This window comes from Arthrobacter sp. efr-133-TYG-120, assembly GCF_030209785.1.
GTDB lineage: Bacteria > Actinomycetota > Actinomycetes > Actinomycetales > Micrococcaceae > Arthrobacter.
This window is the reverse complement of sequence record NZ_JARVRI010000036.1, coordinates 1-20,370: the sequence shown is the minus strand read 5'-3', so window position 1 is coordinate 20,370 and position 20,370 is coordinate 1. Positions and strand designations below refer to the sequence as shown.

At 64.3% G+C, this 20,370-nt stretch carries 19 protein-coding genes; 3 read left to right on the top strand and 16 right to left on the bottom strand.

All coding sequences use genetic code 11. The features are described from left to right. Window positions 1–96 precede the first annotated feature (96 nt). From QRN51_RS18805 to QRN51_RS18780, 6 genes are all read right to left on the bottom strand, one after another. The gene (locus QRN51_RS18805) at window positions 97–1,233 is read right to left on the bottom strand and encodes a GuaB3 family IMP dehydrogenase-related protein (RefSeq protein WP_284991336.1); all 1,137 of its coding nucleotides are present in this window, start codon (window positions 1,231–1,233) and stop codon (window positions 97–99) included. A gap of 148 nt (window positions 1,234–1,381) precedes the next feature. Continuing rightward, window positions 1,382–2,893 (bottom strand): IMP dehydrogenase, encoded by a 1,512-nt coding sequence (guaB, locus tag QRN51_RS18800; protein WP_284991334.1) that lies wholly within the window; start codon window positions 2,891–2,893, stop codon window positions 1,382–1,384. A gap of 207 nt (window positions 2,894–3,100) precedes the next feature. Next, window positions 3,101–5,155 (bottom strand): acyltransferase family protein, encoded by a 2,055-nt coding sequence (locus tag QRN51_RS18795; RefSeq protein ID WP_284991333.1) that lies wholly within the window; start codon window positions 5,153–5,155, stop codon window positions 3,101–3,103. Between the two features lie 343 nt (window positions 5,156–5,498). Further along, complete coding sequence (gene groL, locus QRN51_RS18790; RefSeq protein WP_284991332.1) at window positions 5,499–7,109, bottom strand: chaperonin GroEL; 1,611 nt, start codon at window positions 7,107–7,109, stop codon at window positions 5,499–5,501. Between the two features lie 86 nt (window positions 7,110–7,195). Then, the gene (gene groES / locus QRN51_RS18785) at window positions 7,196–7,492 is read right to left on the bottom strand and encodes a co-chaperone GroES (RefSeq protein WP_028265041.1); all 297 of its coding nucleotides are present in this window, start codon (window positions 7,490–7,492) and stop codon (window positions 7,196–7,198) included. 224 nt (window positions 7,493–7,716) lie between these two features. Then, window positions 7,717–8,127, bottom strand: a complete 411-nt coding sequence (locus QRN51_RS18780; RefSeq protein ID WP_284991330.1) for a hypothetical protein — start codon at window positions 8,125–8,127, stop codon at window positions 7,717–7,719. Window positions 8,128–8,204: 77 nt separating this feature from the next. Between QRN51_RS18780 and QRN51_RS18775 the strand changes: the two genes are divergently transcribed. Then, window positions 8,205–9,443, top strand: coding sequence for a THUMP-like domain-containing protein (locus QRN51_RS18775; protein WP_284991328.1), 1,239 nt, complete (start codon window positions 8,205–8,207; stop codon window positions 9,441–9,443). A 23-nt stretch (window positions 9,444–9,466) separates the two neighbouring features. Here the strand turns inward: QRN51_RS18775 and QRN51_RS18770 are convergent, their stop codons facing one another. From QRN51_RS18770 to QRN51_RS18760, 3 genes are all read right to left on the bottom strand, one after another. After that, complete coding sequence (locus QRN51_RS18770) at window positions 9,467–10,285, bottom strand: shikimate 5-dehydrogenase (protein ID WP_284991327.1); 819 nt, start codon at window positions 10,283–10,285, stop codon at window positions 9,467–9,469. 50 nt (window positions 10,286–10,335) lie between these two features. Beyond that, on the bottom strand, window positions 10,336–10,458 hold the full coding sequence (ykgO, locus tag QRN51_RS18765) for a type B 50S ribosomal protein L36 (protein ID WP_059387417.1): 123 nt from the start codon (window positions 10,456–10,458) through the stop codon (window positions 10,336–10,338). Between the two features lie 66 nt (window positions 10,459–10,524). After that, on the bottom strand, window positions 10,525–11,685 hold the full coding sequence (locus tag QRN51_RS18760; protein ID WP_284991325.1) for a GTP-binding protein: 1,161 nt from the start codon (window positions 11,683–11,685) through the stop codon (window positions 10,525–10,527). A 177-nt stretch (window positions 11,686–11,862) separates the two neighbouring features. Between QRN51_RS18760 and QRN51_RS18755 the strand changes: the two genes are divergently transcribed. After that, window positions 11,863–13,014, top strand: a complete 1,152-nt coding sequence (locus QRN51_RS18755) for a glutamate--cysteine ligase (protein ID WP_284991323.1) — start codon at window positions 11,863–11,865, stop codon at window positions 13,012–13,014. A gap of 34 nt (window positions 13,015–13,048) precedes the next feature. On the opposite strand, the gene tsaD is transcribed toward QRN51_RS18755, so the two are convergent. The 7 genes from tsaD to QRN51_RS18720 are packed head-to-tail and all read right to left on the bottom strand — an operon-like array spanning window position 13,049 to window position 18,853. Continuing rightward, the gene (gene tsaD, locus QRN51_RS18750; protein WP_284991322.1) at window positions 13,049–14,158 is read right to left on the bottom strand and encodes a tRNA (adenosine(37)-N6)-threonylcarbamoyltransferase complex transferase subunit TsaD; all 1,110 of its coding nucleotides are present in this window, start codon (window positions 14,156–14,158) and stop codon (window positions 13,049–13,051) included. Beyond that, window positions 14,155–14,595, bottom strand: a complete 441-nt coding sequence (gene rimI / locus QRN51_RS18745) for a ribosomal protein S18-alanine N-acetyltransferase (protein ID WP_059387414.1) — start codon at window positions 14,593–14,595, stop codon at window positions 14,155–14,157. The genes tsaD and rimI overlap by 4 nt, the downstream gene beginning before the upstream one ends. 44 nt (window positions 14,596–14,639) lie before the next feature. Further along, on the bottom strand, window positions 14,640–15,311 hold the full coding sequence (gene tsaB, locus QRN51_RS18740) for a tRNA (adenosine(37)-N6)-threonylcarbamoyltransferase complex dimerization subunit type 1 TsaB (RefSeq protein WP_284991320.1): 672 nt from the start codon (window positions 15,309–15,311) through the stop codon (window positions 14,640–14,642). Beyond that, entirely contained in the window at window positions 15,311–15,886 is a 576-nt protein-coding gene (gene tsaE / locus QRN51_RS18735) for a tRNA (adenosine(37)-N6)-threonylcarbamoyltransferase complex ATPase subunit type 1 TsaE (protein WP_284991557.1), read from the bottom strand. The genes tsaB and tsaE overlap by 1 nt, the downstream gene beginning before the upstream one ends. A gap of 26 nt (window positions 15,887–15,912) precedes the next feature. Continuing rightward, window positions 15,913–17,118, bottom strand: coding sequence for an alanine racemase (gene alr / locus QRN51_RS18730; RefSeq protein ID WP_284991319.1), 1,206 nt, complete (start codon window positions 17,116–17,118; stop codon window positions 15,913–15,915). Window positions 17,119–17,175: 57 nt separating this feature from the next. Next, a complete protein-coding gene (locus tag QRN51_RS18725; protein ID WP_284991317.1) occupies window positions 17,176–18,282 on the bottom strand; it encodes a carbohydrate kinase family protein in 1,107 nt (368 codons plus the stop codon). 40 nt (window positions 18,283–18,322) lie between these two features. Beyond that, a complete protein-coding gene (locus QRN51_RS18720) occupies window positions 18,323–18,853 on the bottom strand; it encodes a GNAT family N-acetyltransferase (protein WP_284991314.1) in 531 nt (176 codons plus the stop codon). Between the two features lie 148 nt (window positions 18,854–19,001). Here QRN51_RS18720 and mshA point away from each other — a divergent pair, with 148 nt between their 5' ends. Then, a complete protein-coding gene (gene mshA / locus QRN51_RS18715; protein WP_284991313.1) occupies window positions 19,002–20,246 on the top strand; it encodes a D-inositol-3-phosphate glycosyltransferase in 1,245 nt (414 codons plus the stop codon). Window positions 20,247–20,370: the final 124 nt, after the last annotated feature.

Genomic DNA, 20,370 nt, shown 5'->3' with positions numbered 1-20,370 from the left:
CGCCTCCCATCGCACAAGCCCGTAGTTCCCCACACTACTTCTTGTCCAGCGGCTTGGGCAGGGTTTTCGCCTGCGCTAAAGCGGCCCGAGCGGGAGCTACTGGCCCGAGTATGGCGAGACGACGACGTCGACCCGCTGGAACTCCTTCAGGTCCGAATAGCCCGTGGTCGCCATGGAGCGGCGGAGCGCGCCGATCAGGTTTGACGTGCCGTTGGTGTGGTGGCCCGGCCCGAAGAGTACTTCTTCGAGGGGACCGACGGTGCCGACGTTGACCCTGTCGCCGCGGGGCAGCTCAAGGTGGTGGGCTTCCTGGCCCCAGTGCCAGCCCTTGCCCGGGGCCTCTTCGGCACGGGCCAAGGCGCTGCCGAGCATGACGGCGTCGGCGCCCATGGCGATGGCTTTGACGATGTCACCCGAAGTACCCATGCCGCCGTCGGCTATCACGTGCACGTAGCGTCCGCCGGATTCATCCATGTAGTCGCGGCGGGCGGCGGCGACGTCGGAAATGGCGGAAGCCATGGGCGAATGGATGCCGAGGGCGCGCCGCGTGGTAGTCGTTGCGCCGCCGCCGAAGCCCACCAGGACGCCGGCCGCTCCGGTACGCATGAGGTGCAACGCCGGGGTGTGGCCGGCAGCCCCGCCGACGATCACGGGGACGTCGAGCTCATAGATGAACTGCTTGAGGTTCAGGGGCTCATGGTTCTTTGAGACGTGCTCGGCCGAGACCGTGGTGCCCCGGATGACAAAAATGTCGACGCCGGCGGCCACCACGGTCTTGTAGTGTTCCTGGGTGCGCTGCGGTGTCAGTGAGCCGGCCACCGTCACGCCCGATGCACGGATTTCCGCGAGCCTGGTGGTGATCAGTTCGGGCTGGATGGGGGCCTTGTAGAGCTCCTGCATGCGCCGGGTGACCGTCGGGCTGGCCGTTTCATCCGCGAGGGCAGAGATCTCGTCCAGCACGGACTGGGGATCTTCGTACCGCGTCCACAGGCCCTCGAGGTCCAGAACGCCCAGGCCGCCCAGCCGCCCAAGCGCGATGGCCGTTTCAGGCGACATCGCGGAGTCCATGGGTGCGGCGATCACGGGCATCTCAAACTTGTAGGCATCAATCTGCCATGAGACGGAAACGTCCTTGGGGTCGCGCGTCCGGCGGTTGGGGACGATCGCGATGTCATCCAGGGAGTAGGCACGACGCCCACGCTTGCCACGGCCAATCTCAATCTCGTAAGTCACTGCTCTAGGTTATCCCAGTGCGGCGCGATGTTCTGGCAGGGTGACGCAGACCATGACGACAGGCAATGCCTGATAAATAAGCGAGCCCGCCGCCTCCATAGTGGAGGTGGCGGGCTCGCTTGGAACTGCCTGGGATAGGAATTTACGCCTAGCGGGAACCGTAGTTCGGAGCCTCGACGGTCATCTGGATGTCATGCGGGTGGGACTCCTTGAGTCCGGCCGCAGTGATGCGCACAAACTTACCGCGTGCCTTGAGTTCGGCGATGGTCGGGGCACCCGTGTAGAACATGGTCTGGCGCAGGCCGCCGACCAGCTGGTACGCCACCGAGGAGAGCGGGCCGCGATAGGCGACGCGACCTTCGATGCCTTCCGGGATGAGCTTGTCATCACCGGAAACGTCCGCCTGGAAATAGCGGTCCTTCGAGTAGGACGTGTTCTTGCCACGGGACTGCATGGCACCCAGGGAACCCATGCCGCGGTAGCTCTTGAACTGCTTGCCGTTCACGAAGATCAGCTCACCCGGCGACTCGTCGCAACCAGCCAGCAATGAGCCGAGCATGACGGTGTCGGCACCGGCCACGAGGGCCTTGCCGATATCGCCCGAGTACTGCAGGCCGCCGTCGGCGATCAGCGGAACACCGGCAGGGATGGCCGCCTTCGAGGACTCGTAGATAGCCGTGATCTGGGGAACGCCCACACCGGCAACAACGCGCGTGGTGCAAATGGAGCCCGGGCCCACGCCCACCTTGATGCCGTCGGCACCGGCGTCGATCAGTGCCTGGGCGCCTTCGCGGGTGGCGGCCTGGCCGCCGATGATGTCAACGTGGGCAGCGACGGGATCCGACTTCAGGCGCGTGATCATGTCCAGGACACCTTGCGAGTGGCCGTTGGCGGTGTCCACGAAAAGTGCGTCGACACCGGCGTCGATCAGGGCCATGGCCCGTTCCCAGCCGTCGCCGAAGAACCCGATGGCTGCGCCGACCCGGAGGCGGCCTTCCTCGTCCTTCGTCGCGAGCGGGTACTGCTCGGCCTTGGTGAAGTCCTTGGTGGTGATCAGGCCCTTGAGGCGACCCTGCTCGTCAACGAGGGGCAGCTTCTCGATCTTGTTGGTGGCCAGTTTGTGCGAAGCCTCTTCGCGGCTGATGCCCACGTGGCCCGTGATGAGCGGCATCTTGGTCATGACGTCGCTGACCAGCCTCAGCGGGAAGTCGGACTCCGGAACGAAGCGGGTGTCGCGGTTGGTGACGATACCGAGCAGACGGCCGTCCGTGTCGATCACGGGCAGGCCGGAAACCCGGTAACGCGAACACAGTTCGTCCAGTTCTTGAAGGGTGGCCTCCGGGTGGATGGTCAGGGGGTTGGTGATCATCCCGGACTCGGAGCGCTTGACGCGGTCGACGTGGTCGGCCTGGTCTTCGATGGACAAGTTGCGGTGGATGACGCCAAGGCCACCCTGGCGGGCCATGGCAATGGCCATCCGGGACTCGGTGACAGTGTCCATGGCGGCGGACAGCAGCGGGGTCTGGACCGAAATCCGCTTGGAGATCCGGGAGGAGGTGTCAGCTTCGGACGGAATGACGTTGGTGTGGCCCGGCAGCAGCAGGACGTCGTCATAGGTCAGGCCAACAAAGCCAAAGGGATCGTGTTCGGGCTGGGTCATGAGTGCGCCTCTTACCTTGGTTCTTGGGGGTTGCTCTGGTAGGGGTTGCAGCTGATGACCAGCCCGTCATTACGGGACTGGCCTGTGCAGAAAGGTTCTGAATAAATAGTAGAACCTCGCCGCCGATCCCCATATTCCGCGAGGGCAATGTGAGCAACAGCACCCGGCATCCGCCGCCGAGCCGCTGGACAACCCAACTCTGGCCGCCTAGCTCCACCCGGTCGCGGCCATGAACGCCTTCTCGAAGTATGGGGTCAGGGTCTTCATGTAGGTGGCGGTCACGTGGTTGTCGTCCTTGTAGACAATCACATTGCCGATCACGGCCGGACAATTCGCATCGGGGCAGAAGTACTTCGAAAGGTCCAGGAATTTCGTGTCGGGCATTGACGCGGCGACGGCCCCCGTCGGGGAATCTTCCGAATAGATTTCGGCACGCTGGGAACCACAGGCAACATACGCGCCGGGGTTCTTCTCCAGGCAGGCAGGAACTGGCTGCGCTGCCCGTGGTGTGTCTCGGAAGGCAACCACTTGGATTCCGGCGTCGTTGAGGGTCTTTACTTCCGTGACCCAGGAAGGATCGAGCCGCTCCGGGACGTTGCTCTGAGCATTGGTGCGCGTACTGGTCGTCACCACAACATCCGGCTTCATCTTCAGGACCTCTGCGAGCGTGGCCTTGTTGAAGTCAACGCATGCCTGCGTAATGTCTGCCGCGGTGTCCTCGCCAAGCGGGCAATATCCCTTCGTGATGGACGTCAGGCTCCAATTGTTCTTTGCGGCCATCGTAAGCAGCGGCGTGTTCAGCACGTGGGCGTGCGAACTGCCTATGACCACCACGGACTTCGTCCCGTTCTTGATCCCGTTGGTGCATCGGTTGACGAACTCCTGCGGGTCCGCGGTCCCTGTGCAGGCGGTCGGGAAAACCGGCCAGTCCCCATCAACGGCAGTCATGCTTGGAACCAAGGGCACCCCTGGATCGGGGGTGTACACGAAGTCCCCGCCCACGGCCGCCGCTCCGGGGTTGCGGGCATCCATGTTTGCAACCAAGGCACGGTTTGTCTGCTCGATCTGCAGGGGCCAACCCGCCAAGGGCAAAATAGCCACGGCCCCTACCGCAACCAGCGAAATCGCGCTTCTGCGCCGGTTGGCCTCGGGCCACTTCCACTCCCGCAACGGCTTCTCGATGAACCTGGTGGTCAGAACAGCCAGGAGGAAGGCACCAACAATGATCACTGTGCCGGACAACCAGCCGGCGTGGGTCTTGCCGGACCAAGCCAGATAGATGACCAACATGGGCCAGTGCCAGAGGTAGAGGGCGTACGAATTGTTTCCCATCCGCACGAGCGGCTTGGAACTGAGGATCCGGTCGATTCCGAACCGGCTCTGGGTCTGGCCTGCCGCGAGGATACAGGCTGCGGCCAGCGTTGGCCACAAGGCCAACCACCCGGGGAAGACCCCCTCGACGTCGAGGATGAGCCCGCAGCTGAGCATCGCCAGGATACCGAGCCAGCCTAGGACGATCCTGGCCGACCTGGGTATTTTGACCGAAGGCAGGAAAAGTGCCAGAAGAGTTCCCAGGGCAAACTCCCACAGCCTGGCCGCCGTCGAGAAGTAGGCCGCCGATTGGTCCGAAGCGGTGTAGAGGACCGAATACACCAGGGAAACCAGGAAGACTAATCCAAAGATGTAACGCAGAAGGGGAACGTACGCGAGCCTGAACCTCCTCGCCACCCAGCCAGCGCCCACGAAGATGATCGGCCAGACAATGAAGACCTGTCCTTGGATGGACAGCGACCAGAAATGCTGTAGCGGGCTGGCCAGGCTGTGGTCCGCGGCGTAGTAGTTGACTGCCTGCGACTGCAGCAGGAAGTTCTCAACGTAGAAGAGTGAAGCCCAGCCCTGCTTGATGGTATCGACCCAGCGGGTGGCCGGCATGAAGAGGAAAGTGGCGGCCAGCGTTCCAACGATCACCGTCACGGCTGCCGGCAAGAGCCTCCGGAAGTGATGAAGGTAGTGCTTGATCAGTTCCGTCTGCCGCCCACCGGCATACCGCCGTGTGAACTGCGCCGTCATGAGGAATGCAGAGACCAGGAGGAAAATATCCACCCCGCCGGAGACCCGGCCGAACCAGATGTGGTAGGTGACAACCATGAGGACGGCAACAGATCGAAGCCCTTGGATCTCAGGACGGAACGTTGATTTGGGGGCCGATTTCTGCGTCTCGCCGCTAGTTCGCCGTAGCGCAATCGGGCGCGTGGTTGTCAAATTCTTGCCTCCAGGGTGCTACTCAAACCGTCTACCCTACTGATTCGAAATGTTCGTCGTCAATTGAGACCGCGTTCAACCAACTTCCTATGATCCATTAGGACACAAGGGGCTGGGAGCTTCCGGAGCGTTGTCTGGGTCAATCCTCCATGCCGTTTTCCGGGCAACGCGGGGTCGCTTACGGCCCATCCGGCAGCACCCAATGGGCCGTAAGTGACCCCGCGTTGCTTTAAAAAGAAAGGCCCGGCCCCCTCAAGGGGACCGGGCCTTCTTTCACGCAGATGGGCCCACACCGCCCGGGCTCCCTGGCCGAAGCGAAGCGAGGCTAGGGAGGCGGTGGGGACTAGTGGCTGTGGCCTGCGTGCTCGTCTTCCTCGGCCGGCTTCTCGACAACAAGGGTCTCGGTGGTGAGAACCAGGGCTGCGATGGATGCGGCGTTCTGGAGTGCGGAGCGGGTGACCTTGACGGGGTCGATCACGCCGGCGGCGATCAGGTCCTCGTACACGCCGGACTTCGCGTTGAAGCCGTGGTTGGCTTCCAGCTCGGCAACCTTGGCCACGACGACGTAACCGTCGAAGCCGGCGTTCTGGGCGATCCAGCGAAGGGGCTGGGTCAGGGCACGGCGAACGATGCCGACGGCGGCAGCCGCGTCGCCTTCCAGTGCCTTGACGGCAGAGTCCTCGTCCAGTGCCTTGAGGGCGTGGATGAGGGCGGATCCACCGCCGGAGACGATGCCCTCTTCCAGGGCAGCACGCGTGGAGGACACTGCGTCCTCGATGCGGTGCTTCTTTTCCTTGAGCTCGACCTCGGTGGCTGCGCCGACCTTGATGACGCCGATGCCTCCTGCCAGCTTCGCAAGCCTTTCCTGCAGCTTTTCGCGGTCCCAATCGGAGTCGGTGCGGGTCAGCTCTGCACGGATCTGGGCGACGCGCGCTGCGACGTCCTCAGGCGTACCGGCGCCGTCAACAATGGTGGTGTTGTCCTTGGTGACGGTGATCCGGCGGGCGCTGCCGAGGACCTCGAGGCCAACCTGGTCCAGGGACAGGCCGAGCTCCGGGGAAACAACCTGGGCGCCGGTCAGGGTGGCAATGTCCTGCAGCATGGCCTTGCGGCGGTCGCCGAAGCCCGGAGCCTTGACGGCAACGACGTTCAGGGTGCCACGGATACGGTTCACGATCAGCGTGGACAGTGCCTCGCCGTCGATGTCCTCAGCAATGATAAAGAGGGGCTTGGCAGCCTGCAGGGCCTTCTCGAGGAGCGGCAGGAATTCCTGCAGCGAGGAGATCTTGCCCTGGTTGATCAGGATGAGCGCGTCTTCCAGAACAGCTTCCTGGCGTTCCGCGTCAGTGACGAAGTACGGGGACAGGTAGCCCTTGTCGAACTGCATGCCCTCGGTCAGGACCAGTTCGGTCTGCGTGGTGGAGGACTCTTCGATGGTGATGACGCCATCCTTGCCGACTTTGCCGAAAGCCTCGGCGAGGAGCTCGCCGACCTCATCGCTCTGGGCAGAGATCGCGGCAACGCTGGCAACCTGGGTGCCTTCAACTTCGCGGGCGTTCTCCAGGAGGCGGGCAGCCACGGCCTGGACGGAAACCTCGATGCCGCGCTTGATTTCGCCAGGTGCGGCTCCGGCGGCAACGTTGCGCAGGCCTTCCTTGACGAGTGCCTGTGCCAGCACGGTGGCGGTGGTGGTGCCGTCACCTGCGACGTCGTTGGTCTTGGTGGCGACTTCCTTGGCCAGTTGCGCACCAAGGTTCTCATACGGGTCGTCGAGTTCGACTTCGCGGGCGATCGTCACGCCGTCGTTGGTGATGGTGGGAGCTCCCCACTTCTTGTCCAGAACGACGTTGCGGCCACGCGGGCCAAGGGTGACCTTGACCGTGTTGGCGAGCTTGTCAATGCCTGCTTCGAGCGAGCGACGGGCAGCGTCGTTAAACGCAAGCTGCTTTGCCATGGTTGTGTCCTTTCAAGACGGAAAACCCGCACCGCTGATTCGACCGGAAGAAGTCCGACTCGATCTGCGATGCGGGATCCAGGGAATTACTTAACGACGATCGCCAGAACGTCGCGGGCGGACAGAACGAGGTATTCGTTGCCGCCGGTCTTGACTTCAGTTCCGCCGTACTTGGAGTAGATGACGACGTCGCCGACGGTTACGTCGACGGGGACGCGGTTGCCGTTGTCGTCGAAGCGGCCGGGGCCAACTGCGACAACTTCGCCTTCCTGCGGCTTTTCCTGTGCAGTGTCCGGGATGACCAGGCCGGAAGCCGTGGTCTGCTCTGCTTCGAGCGGGCGGACAACAATGCGATCCTCGAGAGGCTTAATGGAGACCGACACTCGGATCTCTCCTTTACGTGAGGTAGTACATGGACTATCAAACCAGGGATGCCGTGGCGGGCTTACCGTCGTCGCGGTGCCGGTAAGTGCCTGGCGGCATGATTAGCACCCGCCTAGGGAGAGTGCTAATCAAGACTCTATGTAAGCATTAGCACTCGGTCAAGGCGAGTGCCAGAATTCCGTCATGGGTGAACGCCCGAAGCGCCACTTGCGGCTCGAGTAGCTCATTGACCGGCGAGGTCGTCGAAGTCGACGTCCTCGCCGTCGTCATAGTCTTCCTTCGGCGCGTTTCCGCGGTTCAGGTAGAGCACTACGCCGCTGGCGAGCGCGACGACGCCGAACACCACCAGCCCGACGATCGCTGCGATGCGGGCACCGGTGTAGGTGTCACGGATGTCCCGGGCCTCGTCGGTGGCGTCCTGGACGCTCTTTCCGGTCATGGAGTAGGTGGCCGCGTTGAAGGAGTCGAGGAAGAAAATAATGATCAAGAGCGCAATGCAGACAACGGCAATCAAAACACCGACGATGAGTGCGGGGCGGGCATACTTGGAGAGATTTCCGGCGAAGGGACGTTTATCGGGGGCAAAGGGAGAACCATTGGCGTCGTCAGGCTGGCGTACTGGGTTGTCTTCCATGGCATCAACCCTATCCGCCCGGGTGGTCGCGGTTCCCCCTCCGCACTCTATGACGGGCGAGCATTAGGCTGGTTCCCATGGCTGACACACCCCAGGACCAGATTGCCCCTTTGCTGACAACGGAAGGTTGGGAACTCCTGGCATCCTTGGGACCATACCGCGACGGCGAAGCCTTCGCCCTCAACGCGCGCCTGCGCAAAGACGGCCACTCCCCCGCGCTCGTGGCCGCCGTCCTCACCCAATCCAGGCTCCGCACCCGGGCCGAGGCCAAGTTCGGAGAATTCGCCCGGCAGATGCTCTTCACCCAGGCCGGCCTGGAACAGGCCACCCGCCTCAATGTTGCAGCCAGGCACGCCGAGCGATTCGCCAAGGCAGGCACGCGGCACGTGGCGGACCTGGGCTGCGGGCTCGGAGCGGACTCCATGGCCATGGCCTCCATGGACATCGAGGTCACCGCCGTGGAGCTCGACGAGACCACCGCAGCCTGCGCCACCATCAACCTCATTCCGTTCCCGCACGCGACGGTAGTGCACTCCGACGCAACCTCGGTGCCCCTCGACGGGGTCGACGGCGTGTGGCTCGATCCGGCGCGACGCACGACGTCGTCGTCGGGAACCAAACGGATCTGGGATCCGGAGGCGTTCTCGCCGCCGTTGTCCTTCGTTGAATCATTGGCGGCGACCGGCAAGTCCGTCGGGGTCAAAATGGGCCCGGGCATGCCGCACGAATCGGTACCGGCCGGCTGCGAGGCACAGTGGGTTTCGGTGGGCGGGGACGTCACGGAAGTGACGCTGTGGTTCAACGACGTCGCCCGTCCCGGCATCCGCCGCGCTGCCCTGGTACTCGGGCCGCAAGGCGCAGCCGAGATCACCAGCGCCGAAGATTTCGACGGCGGTCCGGTGCCCGACGTCGGGCCCGTGGAGGGATACCTGTACGAACCGGACGGGGCGGTGATCCGTGCGGGCCTGGTGGCCGACGTCGCACTCCGGTTGGGCGGCCACCTGGTGGACCAGCACATCGCCTATATTTGCGCTCCGGAACTTGTGGAGACCCCGTTCGCCCGCGCCTACAAAGTCCTGGAAGTCATGCCGTTGAACGTCAAAGCCCTCAAAGCCTGGGTGAAGGCGAACGGCGTCGGCGTCCTCGACATCAAGAAACGCGGCACCTCCGTCACCCCGGAGGAGCTGCGGAAGCAGCTGCTCCCGGCAGGAAAAGGCTCGGCAAAAGGCCGCGGCAACAAAACAGCCACCTTGGTCCTCACCAGGATCGGCGAGGAAAAGGTGGCTGTTGTAGTGGAGCCCGTCGCGGCTGCCTGAGCTGGTCTCTGAGCTGTGGCGCCCTATTGGGCGCGCGTGAACTCCTCGGCCGCAGCGACTTGCTCCGGTGTGGGGGTGATGCCGGTATAGAGAACGAACTGCTCAAGCGCCTGGATGGTGGCCACCTCGGCGCCGGTGATCACGGTCTTTCCTGCCGCGCGGCCGGCCTTGATGAGCGGCGTCTCTGCGGGGAGGGCGACGACGTCGAACACTACCTTCGCGGCCGCCACCGCCGCTTCGGGGAAGGACAGCGAGCTGGACTCAGGTCCGCCGGCCATGCCGATCGGTGTCACGTTTACGAGGACGTCCGCCGTCGACTCCCCTACTTCGGCTTGCCAGCCGAAGCCGTAAAGCCCCGCGAGGGCTTGCCCGGGTTTTTCATTCCGGGCAACCACTGTAACGCGGGAGAACCCGGCGTCCCGGAAGGCAGCGGCGGTGGCCTTTGCCATGCCGCCGGAACCGCGGAGCAGCACGGACGACGCCGGGTCGATCGCGTTGCGCTCGATCAGCTGCGCGATCGCGGTGTAGTCCGTGTTGTAGGCCGTCAGTACGCCAGCGTCGTTCACGATCGTGTTGACTGAATCGATTGCTGCCGCCGAAGCGTCCATCCGGTCGACGAGGGCGATGACGTCTTCCTTGTACGGCATCGAGACGGCACAGCCGCGGATGCCCAGGCCGCGCACGCCCGCGATCGCGTTCGGGAGGTCGGTGGGAGCGAAGGCCTTGTAGATCCAGTTCAGGCCAAGCTCCTGGTAAAGGAAGTTATGGAAACGCGTTCCGTTGTTGCTGGGCCGGGCAGAGAGAGAAATACAGAGCGTCATGTCTTTATTGAGGATCGGCATAACGGGGCTTCCTTCGCGTAGCGGGTTCTCTGCCCAGCCTAGACGGGGAGCTAGCCTTGGCGCGCCTTGAAGCGCGGATTCAGCTTGTTGATGACAAAGGTGCGGCCGCGCCGGCGGACCACTTGCGCCCCGGGGACCTTCTTGAGGGCACGCAACGAATTCCTGACTTTCATGGGGTTCTCCTTCTCGTGTTTTCGCTTGGTTGATGGGGGCTTTGTTCCGCCTGGGCTGGAGCTCGGCTACAGGGTGGATTCGAGTTCAAAAGGGTCCTCGAGTCCGGCGAAGCCGAGCCTCATCTCGGCTTCGCTCAGCGCGCATGCATCCAGCAGGGACCGGATTTCTGCTGCGTCAACGTCGTCTTCCCTTCCGGTCACGGCAAGCACCGTCCCCCGGTCGCCGAAGCGCGGATGCCAGTCGAGGGCGGCGTCGACGTCGTGGAGTCCGTTTCCGTGCTTCAGGCCCTTGCCGCTGGGGATGGGGCCGATGCCGGCGTCCGCCAGCCACTCGCCCGTGCTCTCGAGCCAGACGCGCGGCCCGATTCCCTGCACCGCGATCCGGACTTTGGCAGCCGAGGCAATCCACAAGCGGCCCCGCATCCAGTGGCATCCCCCGGCCAACTTGGGCAGCGCCTCCTGGAAGCGCATCGGATGAAGGGGTCGCTCCACTTTGTGGAGCACGGTCCGGAAACGCCCCGACTCCTCCTCGAGCGGCACCCTCACGGAACCACGACGGGCCCTCGCGAGAGCCTCGGCGCCGTCGTAGCAGCCGGGCCGGAAGTCGTCGTCGCCCGCGGAAATGGCTGCGTGCGGCGCGAGCTGCCCAAGAAGTTCCACGCCGAGGGTCCACGCCTCGCTTGAATCCGGGCGCAATCCGGTGAGCTCTGCCCCAAGACCGGCGTGCACCATGACAGTATCCGCGTGGCCCAATTCCCCGATGAGAAATTCTCCGCTGGTGCGCTCATCCTCGGGCATGGCCGTAAACCCGGATTCATACAGCGTGTGTTTGTCCCAGATATGGTCTTCCAGCCCGGAGGGGTCAATCGCCAACACCGCGTTGTCGATGACGGCGGGCCGCTCCAGGCCGCGCTTGAGTTCGGCTACCGCCATCTCCACGGAGACACCCGGTGGCAGGCCCAGGACGATATGGTCGTGTCCCGACGCGGCGAGGCGTTCCGCCGTCGGGACAACGTCGAGACGGACCGTGCAGCTAAGGCAGCCGTGTTCCAAAGCGGTTTGAGCTTGCTCCACCAGTTGGCCGTTGCGGAAGATCCTTCGCAAGACAATGGACCCGTCCAGGAGGTCGTGCAGGACAACCACCGAATCTCGATGGGTCCGCCCAAGCCTGGCGGCGGCTGCTTCGCGGCATTGGCTGTCCAGTGAGCTGACAACAGAAAGATGCATGCCAATAATCTTAGATGCAAATCATTCTCATTAGCAAACGGCTTCGATTTCCTGTTTTACCTCGCGGTTCCCATCATGCGGTACCGTACCGCCCCTGCATTAGACTTGAGCCAACCGCTGACGGCCCCACGGCGGGCATTGCTCAGGGCGTTTTTGGCAAATACCGAGGGGACCCACGTGCAGATTGATTTCGCTTCATCCAGGCAGTCGACCCTGGGGGTGGAATGGGAGCTAGCGCTCGTCAACGCACGCACCGGCGAATTGGTCTCGGTGGCGAATGAGGTCCTGCGGGGCGTGGCTTCGCGGCATCCGGATTTGAACGAAGACGACGAGCACCCCCACATCAAGCGGGAACTGCTCCTGAATACCGTGGAACTCGTGACGGGCGTGTGCAACACCGTCAAGGAAGCCAAGGAAGACCTGGCCCGCTCGCTGCGGGCCGTCAGGGAAGTCACCGACCCCATGGGCGTGGAGCTCTTCTGCGCCGGAAGCCATCCTTTCAGCCCGCCGCAGCTCCAGCCGGTCTCGGACAAAGAACGCTATGCCAAACTGATCGACCGGACCCAATGGTGGGGGCGGCAAATGGTCATTTATGGAGTCCATGTCCACGTCGGCCTGGACCGGAGGGACAAGGCGCTCCCCATCCTCGATGGCTTGGTCAACTACTTCCCCCATTTCCAGGCATTGTCTGCTTCGAGCCCGTTCTGGGGCGGTGAAGACACGGGCTATGCGTCACAGCGCGCCCTCATGTTCCAGCAGCTTCCCACGGCCGGATTGCCTTTCCAGTTCCCCAGCTGGGCCGAATACGAGTCCTACGTCCAGGACATGTTCACCACTGGAGTGATCGACACCCTGTCTGAAATCCGCTGGGACATCCGGCCCGTGCCGAACTTGGGCACCATCGAGATGCGCATTTGCGACGGCCTGGCAACCCTCGAGGAGGTCGGCGCCGTTGCAGCCCTGACCCAATGCCTGGTGGACGAGTTCTCCACGATCCTGGACAACGGCGGCAGCATTCCCACCATGCCGCCATGGCATATCCAGGAAAACAAGTGGCGCGCCGCCCGTTACGGCATGGAGGCGATCATCATCCTCGACGCCGAAGGCAACGAGCAGCTCGTCACCGAGCACCTCAAGGAAACGCTGCTGCGCCTGGCACCTGTCGCGGAAAAGCTGGGTTGCTCGGCGGAACTGGCCGACGTCGAAAAGATCATCGCCCGCGGAGCCGGCTACCAGCGCCAGCGCCGCGTCGCGGCCCAGCACGACGGCGATCTTCACGCGGTCGTCCAGGATCTCGTAGAGCAAATGCGGTCCGTTCCGACCTCCTAGCGTTGCCGGCTAACCTCGAGACGGATTCCCTCGCCTACACCGAAACGGTAGTCACCGGCAGGGAGGAATCCGGAGCGAACGCGACGCCGCTGGGCGCGATTCCCGCCATGATGAGCTGCGAGCCCAAGGCCGCCACCATGGCGCCGTTGTCGGTGCACAGTGGCAGCGGCGGCACATGCAGCGTGATCCCGGCGGAGCTGCAACGTTGCCCTGTCAGCTCACGGAGCCGGGAGTTGGCTGCGACGCCGCCGCCGAGCAGCAGATCCGTGATGCCGTTCTCCTTGCAGGCCAGCACAGCCTTGGACGTGATGACGTCCACCACCGCTTCCTGGAATGCAGCGGCGATGTCGGCGGTGGGAACCTCCTCACCGCGCGCTTCGAATTGTTCAACGCAGCGCGCGACGGCGGTCTTGAGCCCGCTGAAGGACCAATCGTAGCGATGCGGTCCGGGTTCCTCCGCGGTTCCCATGTACTTGGGTTGCGTCAGGCCGCGCGGGAAGCGGATGGCCTTGGCGTTGCCTTGCTTGGCGAGTTTGTCGATGGCCGGTCCGCCTGGGTAGCCAAGGCCCAGGAGCCTGGCCACTTTGTCATAAGCCTCGCCTGCGGCGTCGTCGATGGTTGAGCCGAGCATCTCGACGTCGTCGGTGATGCTGCGGATGCGCAGGATTTCCGTGTGCCCGCCGGAAACCAGCAACGCACCGAGGTTTTCGGGCAGCCGGCCGCCCGAGAGTCCCCCGGTGCCACCGCCGGCGGCCCCGTCAAGGAGCCCGACGCCGACATGCGCCACCAAGTGGTTGATCGCGTAGAGCGGCTTGCCCGTGGCAACAGAGAGGGCCTTGGCCGCGCAGACACCCACCATGAGCGCGCCGGCCAATCCGGGTCCGGACGTTACGGCGATGGCATCGATATCGTCAAGCGCCACCCCTGCCTCGTGCAAAGCTTCCTGCAGCGTGGGAACAAAAGCGTCCAGGTGGGCACGGGAAGCGATCTCCGGAATGACACCGCCAAAACGGACGTGCTCATCCATCGAAGAGGACACGGTGTTGGTCAGCAGCGTGGTTCCGCGGACAATCCCGACGCCGGTTTCGTCGCAGGAAGACTCGATCCCCAGCACGAGCGGCTGGATAGTGTGGGAGCGGTTCATTCCGGTGTTCCTTCAGTCAGTGTGAGCCTCATGATGAGGGCGTCCGTGCCGTCGCGGTAGTACCGCCGTCGGACGTGGATCTGCTCGAAGCCGAACCGCACGTACAGTGCCTGCGCTCGTGGATTGTCGGCACGGACCTCCAGGAGCACTTCCACAGCGCCACGCCGTCGGGCCTCTTCGATCAGTTCCGTGAGGATGGCCGAGCCGATTCCCCTGCCTTCGAATTCAGGAACGACGGCGATCGTCTGGACGTCCGCGATCGGCTCAATGCACATGAGCCCGGCGTAGGCCACAATCTGGCCGCCGGCTTCGGCCACTACGTAGCGACGGGTATCAATCTGGGCGAGTTCATCGAAGAACATCTGCATCGGCCACGCGTCCACCGGGAAGAGCCGGCGCTCCAGGACCTCGACCGCCGTGACGTCGTTGGCGGTCATGTCGCGCAAGGTCACGCCGTCGAGCTTGAACTGATATGAGTGGTTCACAGGGCACGCTTCCTAGGGCCCGGCACTTGGGCGTCGGATTCCCGCAAATACAAGGGCGTGGAATCGGGCAGTTCCGCGCCGGCCAACAGGAGTGCCATGGCGAACTGGCCAAGCGACGCGGCGTCGGGCTGGGTGGCGCTGAATTCCTCGTTCGCGTTGACGACGTCCGCACAGATGCCGCCGCCGGCACCGAAGACCGGGAGATCGGGCAACTCCGAGGCGAAACCGACGTGCGGACCGTCCACGAGTTGCGGGAGCTGGCCATCGTTGAGCGTGTAGCGCGCCCAGTAGACCTCCTTGCGACGGGCGTCCGTGGCCACGAGGAACTCAGCCTGTGCTTCCGTTGATTCGGCCACTTCCAAAGCGATCGCGTCCAGGCTCATGAGTCCGAATAGCGGCTTGTTCCACGCAAATGCCAACGTGCGGGCGGTTGCAATCCCTGAACGAAGCCCGGTGAATGGTCCGGGGCCAACGCCGGTGACGATGAGGTCGATGTCCGCGCCACTTAGTCCGGCGTCGGCCAGGAGTTTCTCAATGCCGGGCGCCAGGACCTCGGCATGGCTGCGGGTGTCCTCGGTGGCGAAGGACTCCACCACGCCTTCCATGGCATCGTCGGAGATGAGTGCCGCACTCGCCACGGCCGAAGTATCAATGGCCAAAATCAGCATCAGGCGTTCTCCTCCAGTATTTCCGGCACTGTGCTCCACCGAGGGCCATAGCCGCGGAAAACGATGGTGCGCGGTTCGTCGTCGTCCTCCGGGTCGAAGTCCAGCACGACGTCCTGGCCGGCCTCCGGGCGGGTTGCAGCCCCTTCCGCGCCGCCCACCGTCCGGTGCATCTCGACGTCCAGGCGACTATCGGAAAGGTGTTCGACGCGCTCGCGCCCCCACTCGACCACTGTCACGGAGTTGTCCATGGTGTTTTCAAGGTCGATGTCGTCGATTTCCGCGGCGGAGGCAAGCCGGTAAGCATCAACGTGGACCAGGTCGGGACCACCCGGCCGCGGCCCGTCCGGCAAGTTCGGGTGGATACGTACCAGGACAAACGTGGGCGAGATGACGCCGGCACGGACGCCCAGTCCTTCGCCGAGTCCCTGGGTGAAGGTGGTCTTGCCGGCACCGAGTTCGCCTGTCAGGACCAGCAGGTCACCGGGCTCAAGGACCCCGGCGAGCGCCGAGCCCAAAGCGTGTGTCTGCTCCGCCGTCGCGACCTTGACCGTGCGTTCCCACAAGGCCTCGCTCAACGGGGTCTTGTCAATCGAGGTCCCGCTCACCGGGCATCCGCCCCCGGGGTCTCATTGATATAGATGCGCGGCACGCGTGGGCTGACACGGGTGACAATCTCATAGTTGTTGGTTCCGGCGGCGGCGGCCCAGTCGTCCGCCGTCGGGCCGCCGTCGGCGCCGTCACCGAACATGACGGCTTCGGCACCCAACCAGCCGGCTTCGTCCGTCACCGCATTCCCAAGGTCGATGACCATCTGGTCCATGGCGATCCGGCCCACCACCGGGTAGTTGACGCCGTTGACCCGTACCGGTCCGCCGGTGGCTACGCGCGGCACGCCGTCGGCGTAACCAAGCGGGATCAGGCCCAAGGCGCTCTCGCTGGACGTCCGGTAGTTGAGTCCGTAGGACACCCCTTGGCCTTCGGGCACGCGCTTGCAGTTGGAAACGAGGGTGCGCACTGTCATGGCGGGGCGCAGGCCAAGTTCCGCGGAGTTTTGTCCTTCGAACGGGGACAGCCCGTAAAGCCCGAGCCCCACGCGGACGAGGTCGAAGTGGGCATCCGGGCGTGAAAGCGTGGCGGGAGTGTTGGCCAGGTGCCGGACTTCGGTGTCCACTCCGGCGTCCTCGGCCACGGCAATCGCCTCCCGGAATGCTGCCAACTGCTCATCGGTCTCGGGACGGTGGGGTTCGTCGGCCACGGCCAAGTGCGAGAAGATGCCCACCACGCGCAGGAGCCCCTCGTCCTGGTACTCCATGGCCTGGCCCACCACTTTGTCCCATTGGGCGATGGTGGAGCCGTTGCGGCCCAAGCCGGTATCAACCTTGAGGTGGATACGTGCCGGCCGTTCCTGTTCGCGTGCCGCCGCGACCACCGCGTCCAGCTCCCAGCCCGAAATCCCGACGTCGACGCCGGCGGCAACCGCCGCCTGGAAGTTGCTTTGGGTGGTGTGCAACCAGGCCAGCATGGGGGCATCGATTCCAGCAGCGCGAAGCGCCAAAGCCTCCGAAATATGGGCAACGCCAAGCCATCGGGCGCCGGCTTCCAGGGCCGCCCGCGCCACCTGCACCGCGCCGTGCCCATAGGCGTCGGCCTTGACCACGGCCATGACGTTTGCGGGCGAGGCGATAGCCACGAATTGGCGTACGTTGTGCCGGATGGCATCCAAGTCAATGACGGCTGATCGTTCGAGGACCGTTGCCGAACCCGATGTCGTCGAGGGCTCGAAACTGGCAGCTGCTTCGTAAGTCACCCTCACGATTCTAGTGCCGCCATGGCCCGCGGGTTGTCCGGCTTGGTGGGGCCCCGCTCAGGCGTCGGAGTTGTGGGCGATCGTGGCCGTTGCACGACGTTGGGCCCCTGGCGGGACATCCGCCACAATGTCCTCGAGGAAAGCGAACCGTTTGAGCCACTGGCTGGACTGCCGCTCCCTCCGGGCGTTGGCTCGCTGCCACCAATCGGCGATGTCTCCCCAACCGGGCGCAGCCAGCGAGCCGCCCACTTCCTGAACCGCGAGCGACGCGCAAAGATTGGCAAAACGGAGCCGGTCCCCCAAAGGCCACCCGGCCAGGCAGCCCACGACAAACGCCGCACCGAAGCAGTCGCCCGCTCCTGTGGGGTCGTACGCCGTCACAGGAAGGGACGGCACCCATTCCTCCTCGCCGGTTTCGGAATCCACGGCCATGGCTCCCTGCGCTCCCAAAGTCACCACAGCCACCGGAACGCGGTCGGCAAGTGTGTAGAGCGCAGACCATGGGTTGTCCTTGCCGGTGAAGGCCATTGCTTCGCGTTGATTCGGCATGAAGGCGTGGAAATTGCTGAGCTGGTCCAGCCGCTTCGAGGACCACGCACCAGTCGGATCCCATCCGGCGTCGCCGAAGAGTTTGACGCCGGCTTTCCTCGCCGCCAGCATCCATGGCTCCGGTTCCTCGCCCAGATCCGCGACGGCGGCGAGCGCCTTGGGCGGATCGCCGATCAGTTCTGAGGCGCTCATGGGCGGGGGATGTCCGTGGGTGACCATGGAACGATCCTGATCCACGCACAAGGAGACCGTGACCGGGGAATGCCAACCCTCGAACCGCCTGGACAGGGAAAGGTCCACATGCTCTTGGCTTTCCAGGATCCGCCAGTTGAAGTCCCCGTATCCGTCGTCCCCGAAGGCCGCCGCGAGGCTGGTCCGCAGCCCAAGCCGGGCGGCCGCGATGGCTTGGTTGGCCACGCCGCCAGGGCAGGTCCCCATGCCTTGGCTCCACACTTCGGTCCCCGGTTCAGGGCTGCGGTCCAGTCCGGTAAAGATAATGTCCTGGAACACAGTCCCTGTCAGCAGGAGATCGCAGGCTGAATCGGCCGCGTCATCACGCGCTTCCCCCCGGATAGCGGCGAGGGGGTCGAATCCAATCCTGGGCGTTGCGTCCATGCACGGCAGACTACGCCGCGGCCACGATTGTGCAAAGCTCTTAGAGCTCCTGGTACATGACGTGCAGCCCGACGTAGCCGAGGTTCGGGTGCTGGAAGGCATCGGGGATGGTCGCCAGGATACGGAAGCCCATGGACTGCCAGAGCCCTACCGCGCGCACGTTGCTCTCGACGACAGCGTTGAACTGCATCGCCTTGAACCCGGAGTCCCGGGCGGCAACCAAGGAATAGGCACAGAGCGCCCGGGCGATTCCCTGCCCTCCGTGATCGGCATGGACCATATAGCCGGCGTTGGCCACGTGGCTTCCGCCACCACCCTGGTTGGCGTGCAGTTCACCGGTACCCAGCACGTCGCCGTCGCGCACTGCCACGAAGGTCAGCCCGGGCGCTTCCTTGAACCACTTGCTCCGTGCGGCTTCTTCGGTGGTGTCGCGGTCCCAGGTGAAGGTCTCCCCGGCCCGGATCACGGGTTCCAGGACAGCCCAGATCCCGGGCCAGTCGCTTGCCCGGGCGGCCCGGATCTCGTAGCCAGCGGCCGCCGGCGTTCCTGCTTTGCTGTTTGAGTGGCTCACGTCCGTTACGGTACCAGCCGTCGCTACCGTGCCGGCCCTGTTGGGCCGACTGCAATGCCAGGGAGCTCAGGAGTAGTGTTTTCGCTGGGACGCAGAGATTTTCACTTTGCGGGACTTGTTGAATTTGCATTGGATACAGGAGGTAGCGGTGTCGTTGATCCGTCGCGTGGCCTTCCTGTCACTCCACACGTCCCCCATGGAACAGCCGGGTTCGGGCGACGCCGGCGGCATGAACGTGTACGTCCGGGCGCTGGCCATGGCGTTGGCGGATCTTGGTGTGGAGGTAGAGATCTTCACGCGTTCGACGTCCGCCAGCCAGCCCGCCGTCGAACATCCCGGTCCCGGCGTCTGCGTCCATAACGTCCTGGCGGGCCCGCCACGGAAACTGCCCAAGGAGGAACTTCCCGAACTCCTCCACGCCATGGTTGCCGAGGTCGAGCGGATCCGGCAACGGCAACCGCACGGCCGTTACGACGCCATCCATTCCCACTACTGGGTGTCCGGTGTGGCGGGCCTCGAACTCTCCGCATTGTGGAACGTGCCGCTGATCCACACGATGCACACGATGGCGAAGGTCAAGAACCTGGTGCTCGAATCCGGCGAGCGGCCGGAACCGCGCCTGCGTGAAGACGGCGAACAGCGGATTGTGGATGGAGCCACGCGCCTCGTGGCCAACACTCCCGCCGAAGCCCAGGAGCTCGTTTCGCACTACAGCGCGGATTTCGACCACATCGACATCGCTCCCCCCGGTGTTGACCTGACCGTGTTCACTCCCGCGTTCCGGGCCCGGTCCCGCGCCGAGCTAGGTGTGCGCCCCGGCAGTTTCCACTTGCTCTTCGCCGGACGCATCCAGCGGCTCAAGGGCCCGCAAGTATTCGTCGAGGCTGCCGGCATCCTCCGCAAGAGGCGGCCGGACATCGACCTCGAACTGACCATCCTGGGCGCCCTGAGCGGCGCGAAGGACTTCAACCTCCAGTCCTTCATCACCGCCTCGGGGCTCGACGACGTCGTCACGCACCGCGCGCCGGTCAAGGCGCCCAAGCTGGCGGGTTGGTTCCGATCTGCCGACGTCGTGTTGATGCCCTCCTTCAGCGAGTCGTTCGGGCTGGTAGCCCTTGAAGCACAGGCCTGCGGCACTCCGGTGGTGGCCACCAACGTGGGTGGGCTGACCCGCGCCGTTGCCGACGGCCGGACGGGTATTTTGGTTGACGGCCACGATCCCGCTCGCTGGGCCGACGTCATCGAAGCTTTGTACGACGATCCCCGCACCCGCGAAGACATGGGCCGTGCCGCAGCCGTGCACGCGGAGGCCTTCGGCTGGCACAGGACGGCAGCCATCACGCTCGAGAGCTACCACGCAGCCATCGGCGCTGTCCTCGTCCGCCCAAGCTAGACCCCCGCTCACAAACAAGCCCCTCCCCGGCGACCCTCGCTCACCAATGAAGGCAATCCCGACGACGCCCGCTCACCAATGAAGGCAATCCCGACGACGCCCGCTCACCAATGAAGGCAATCCC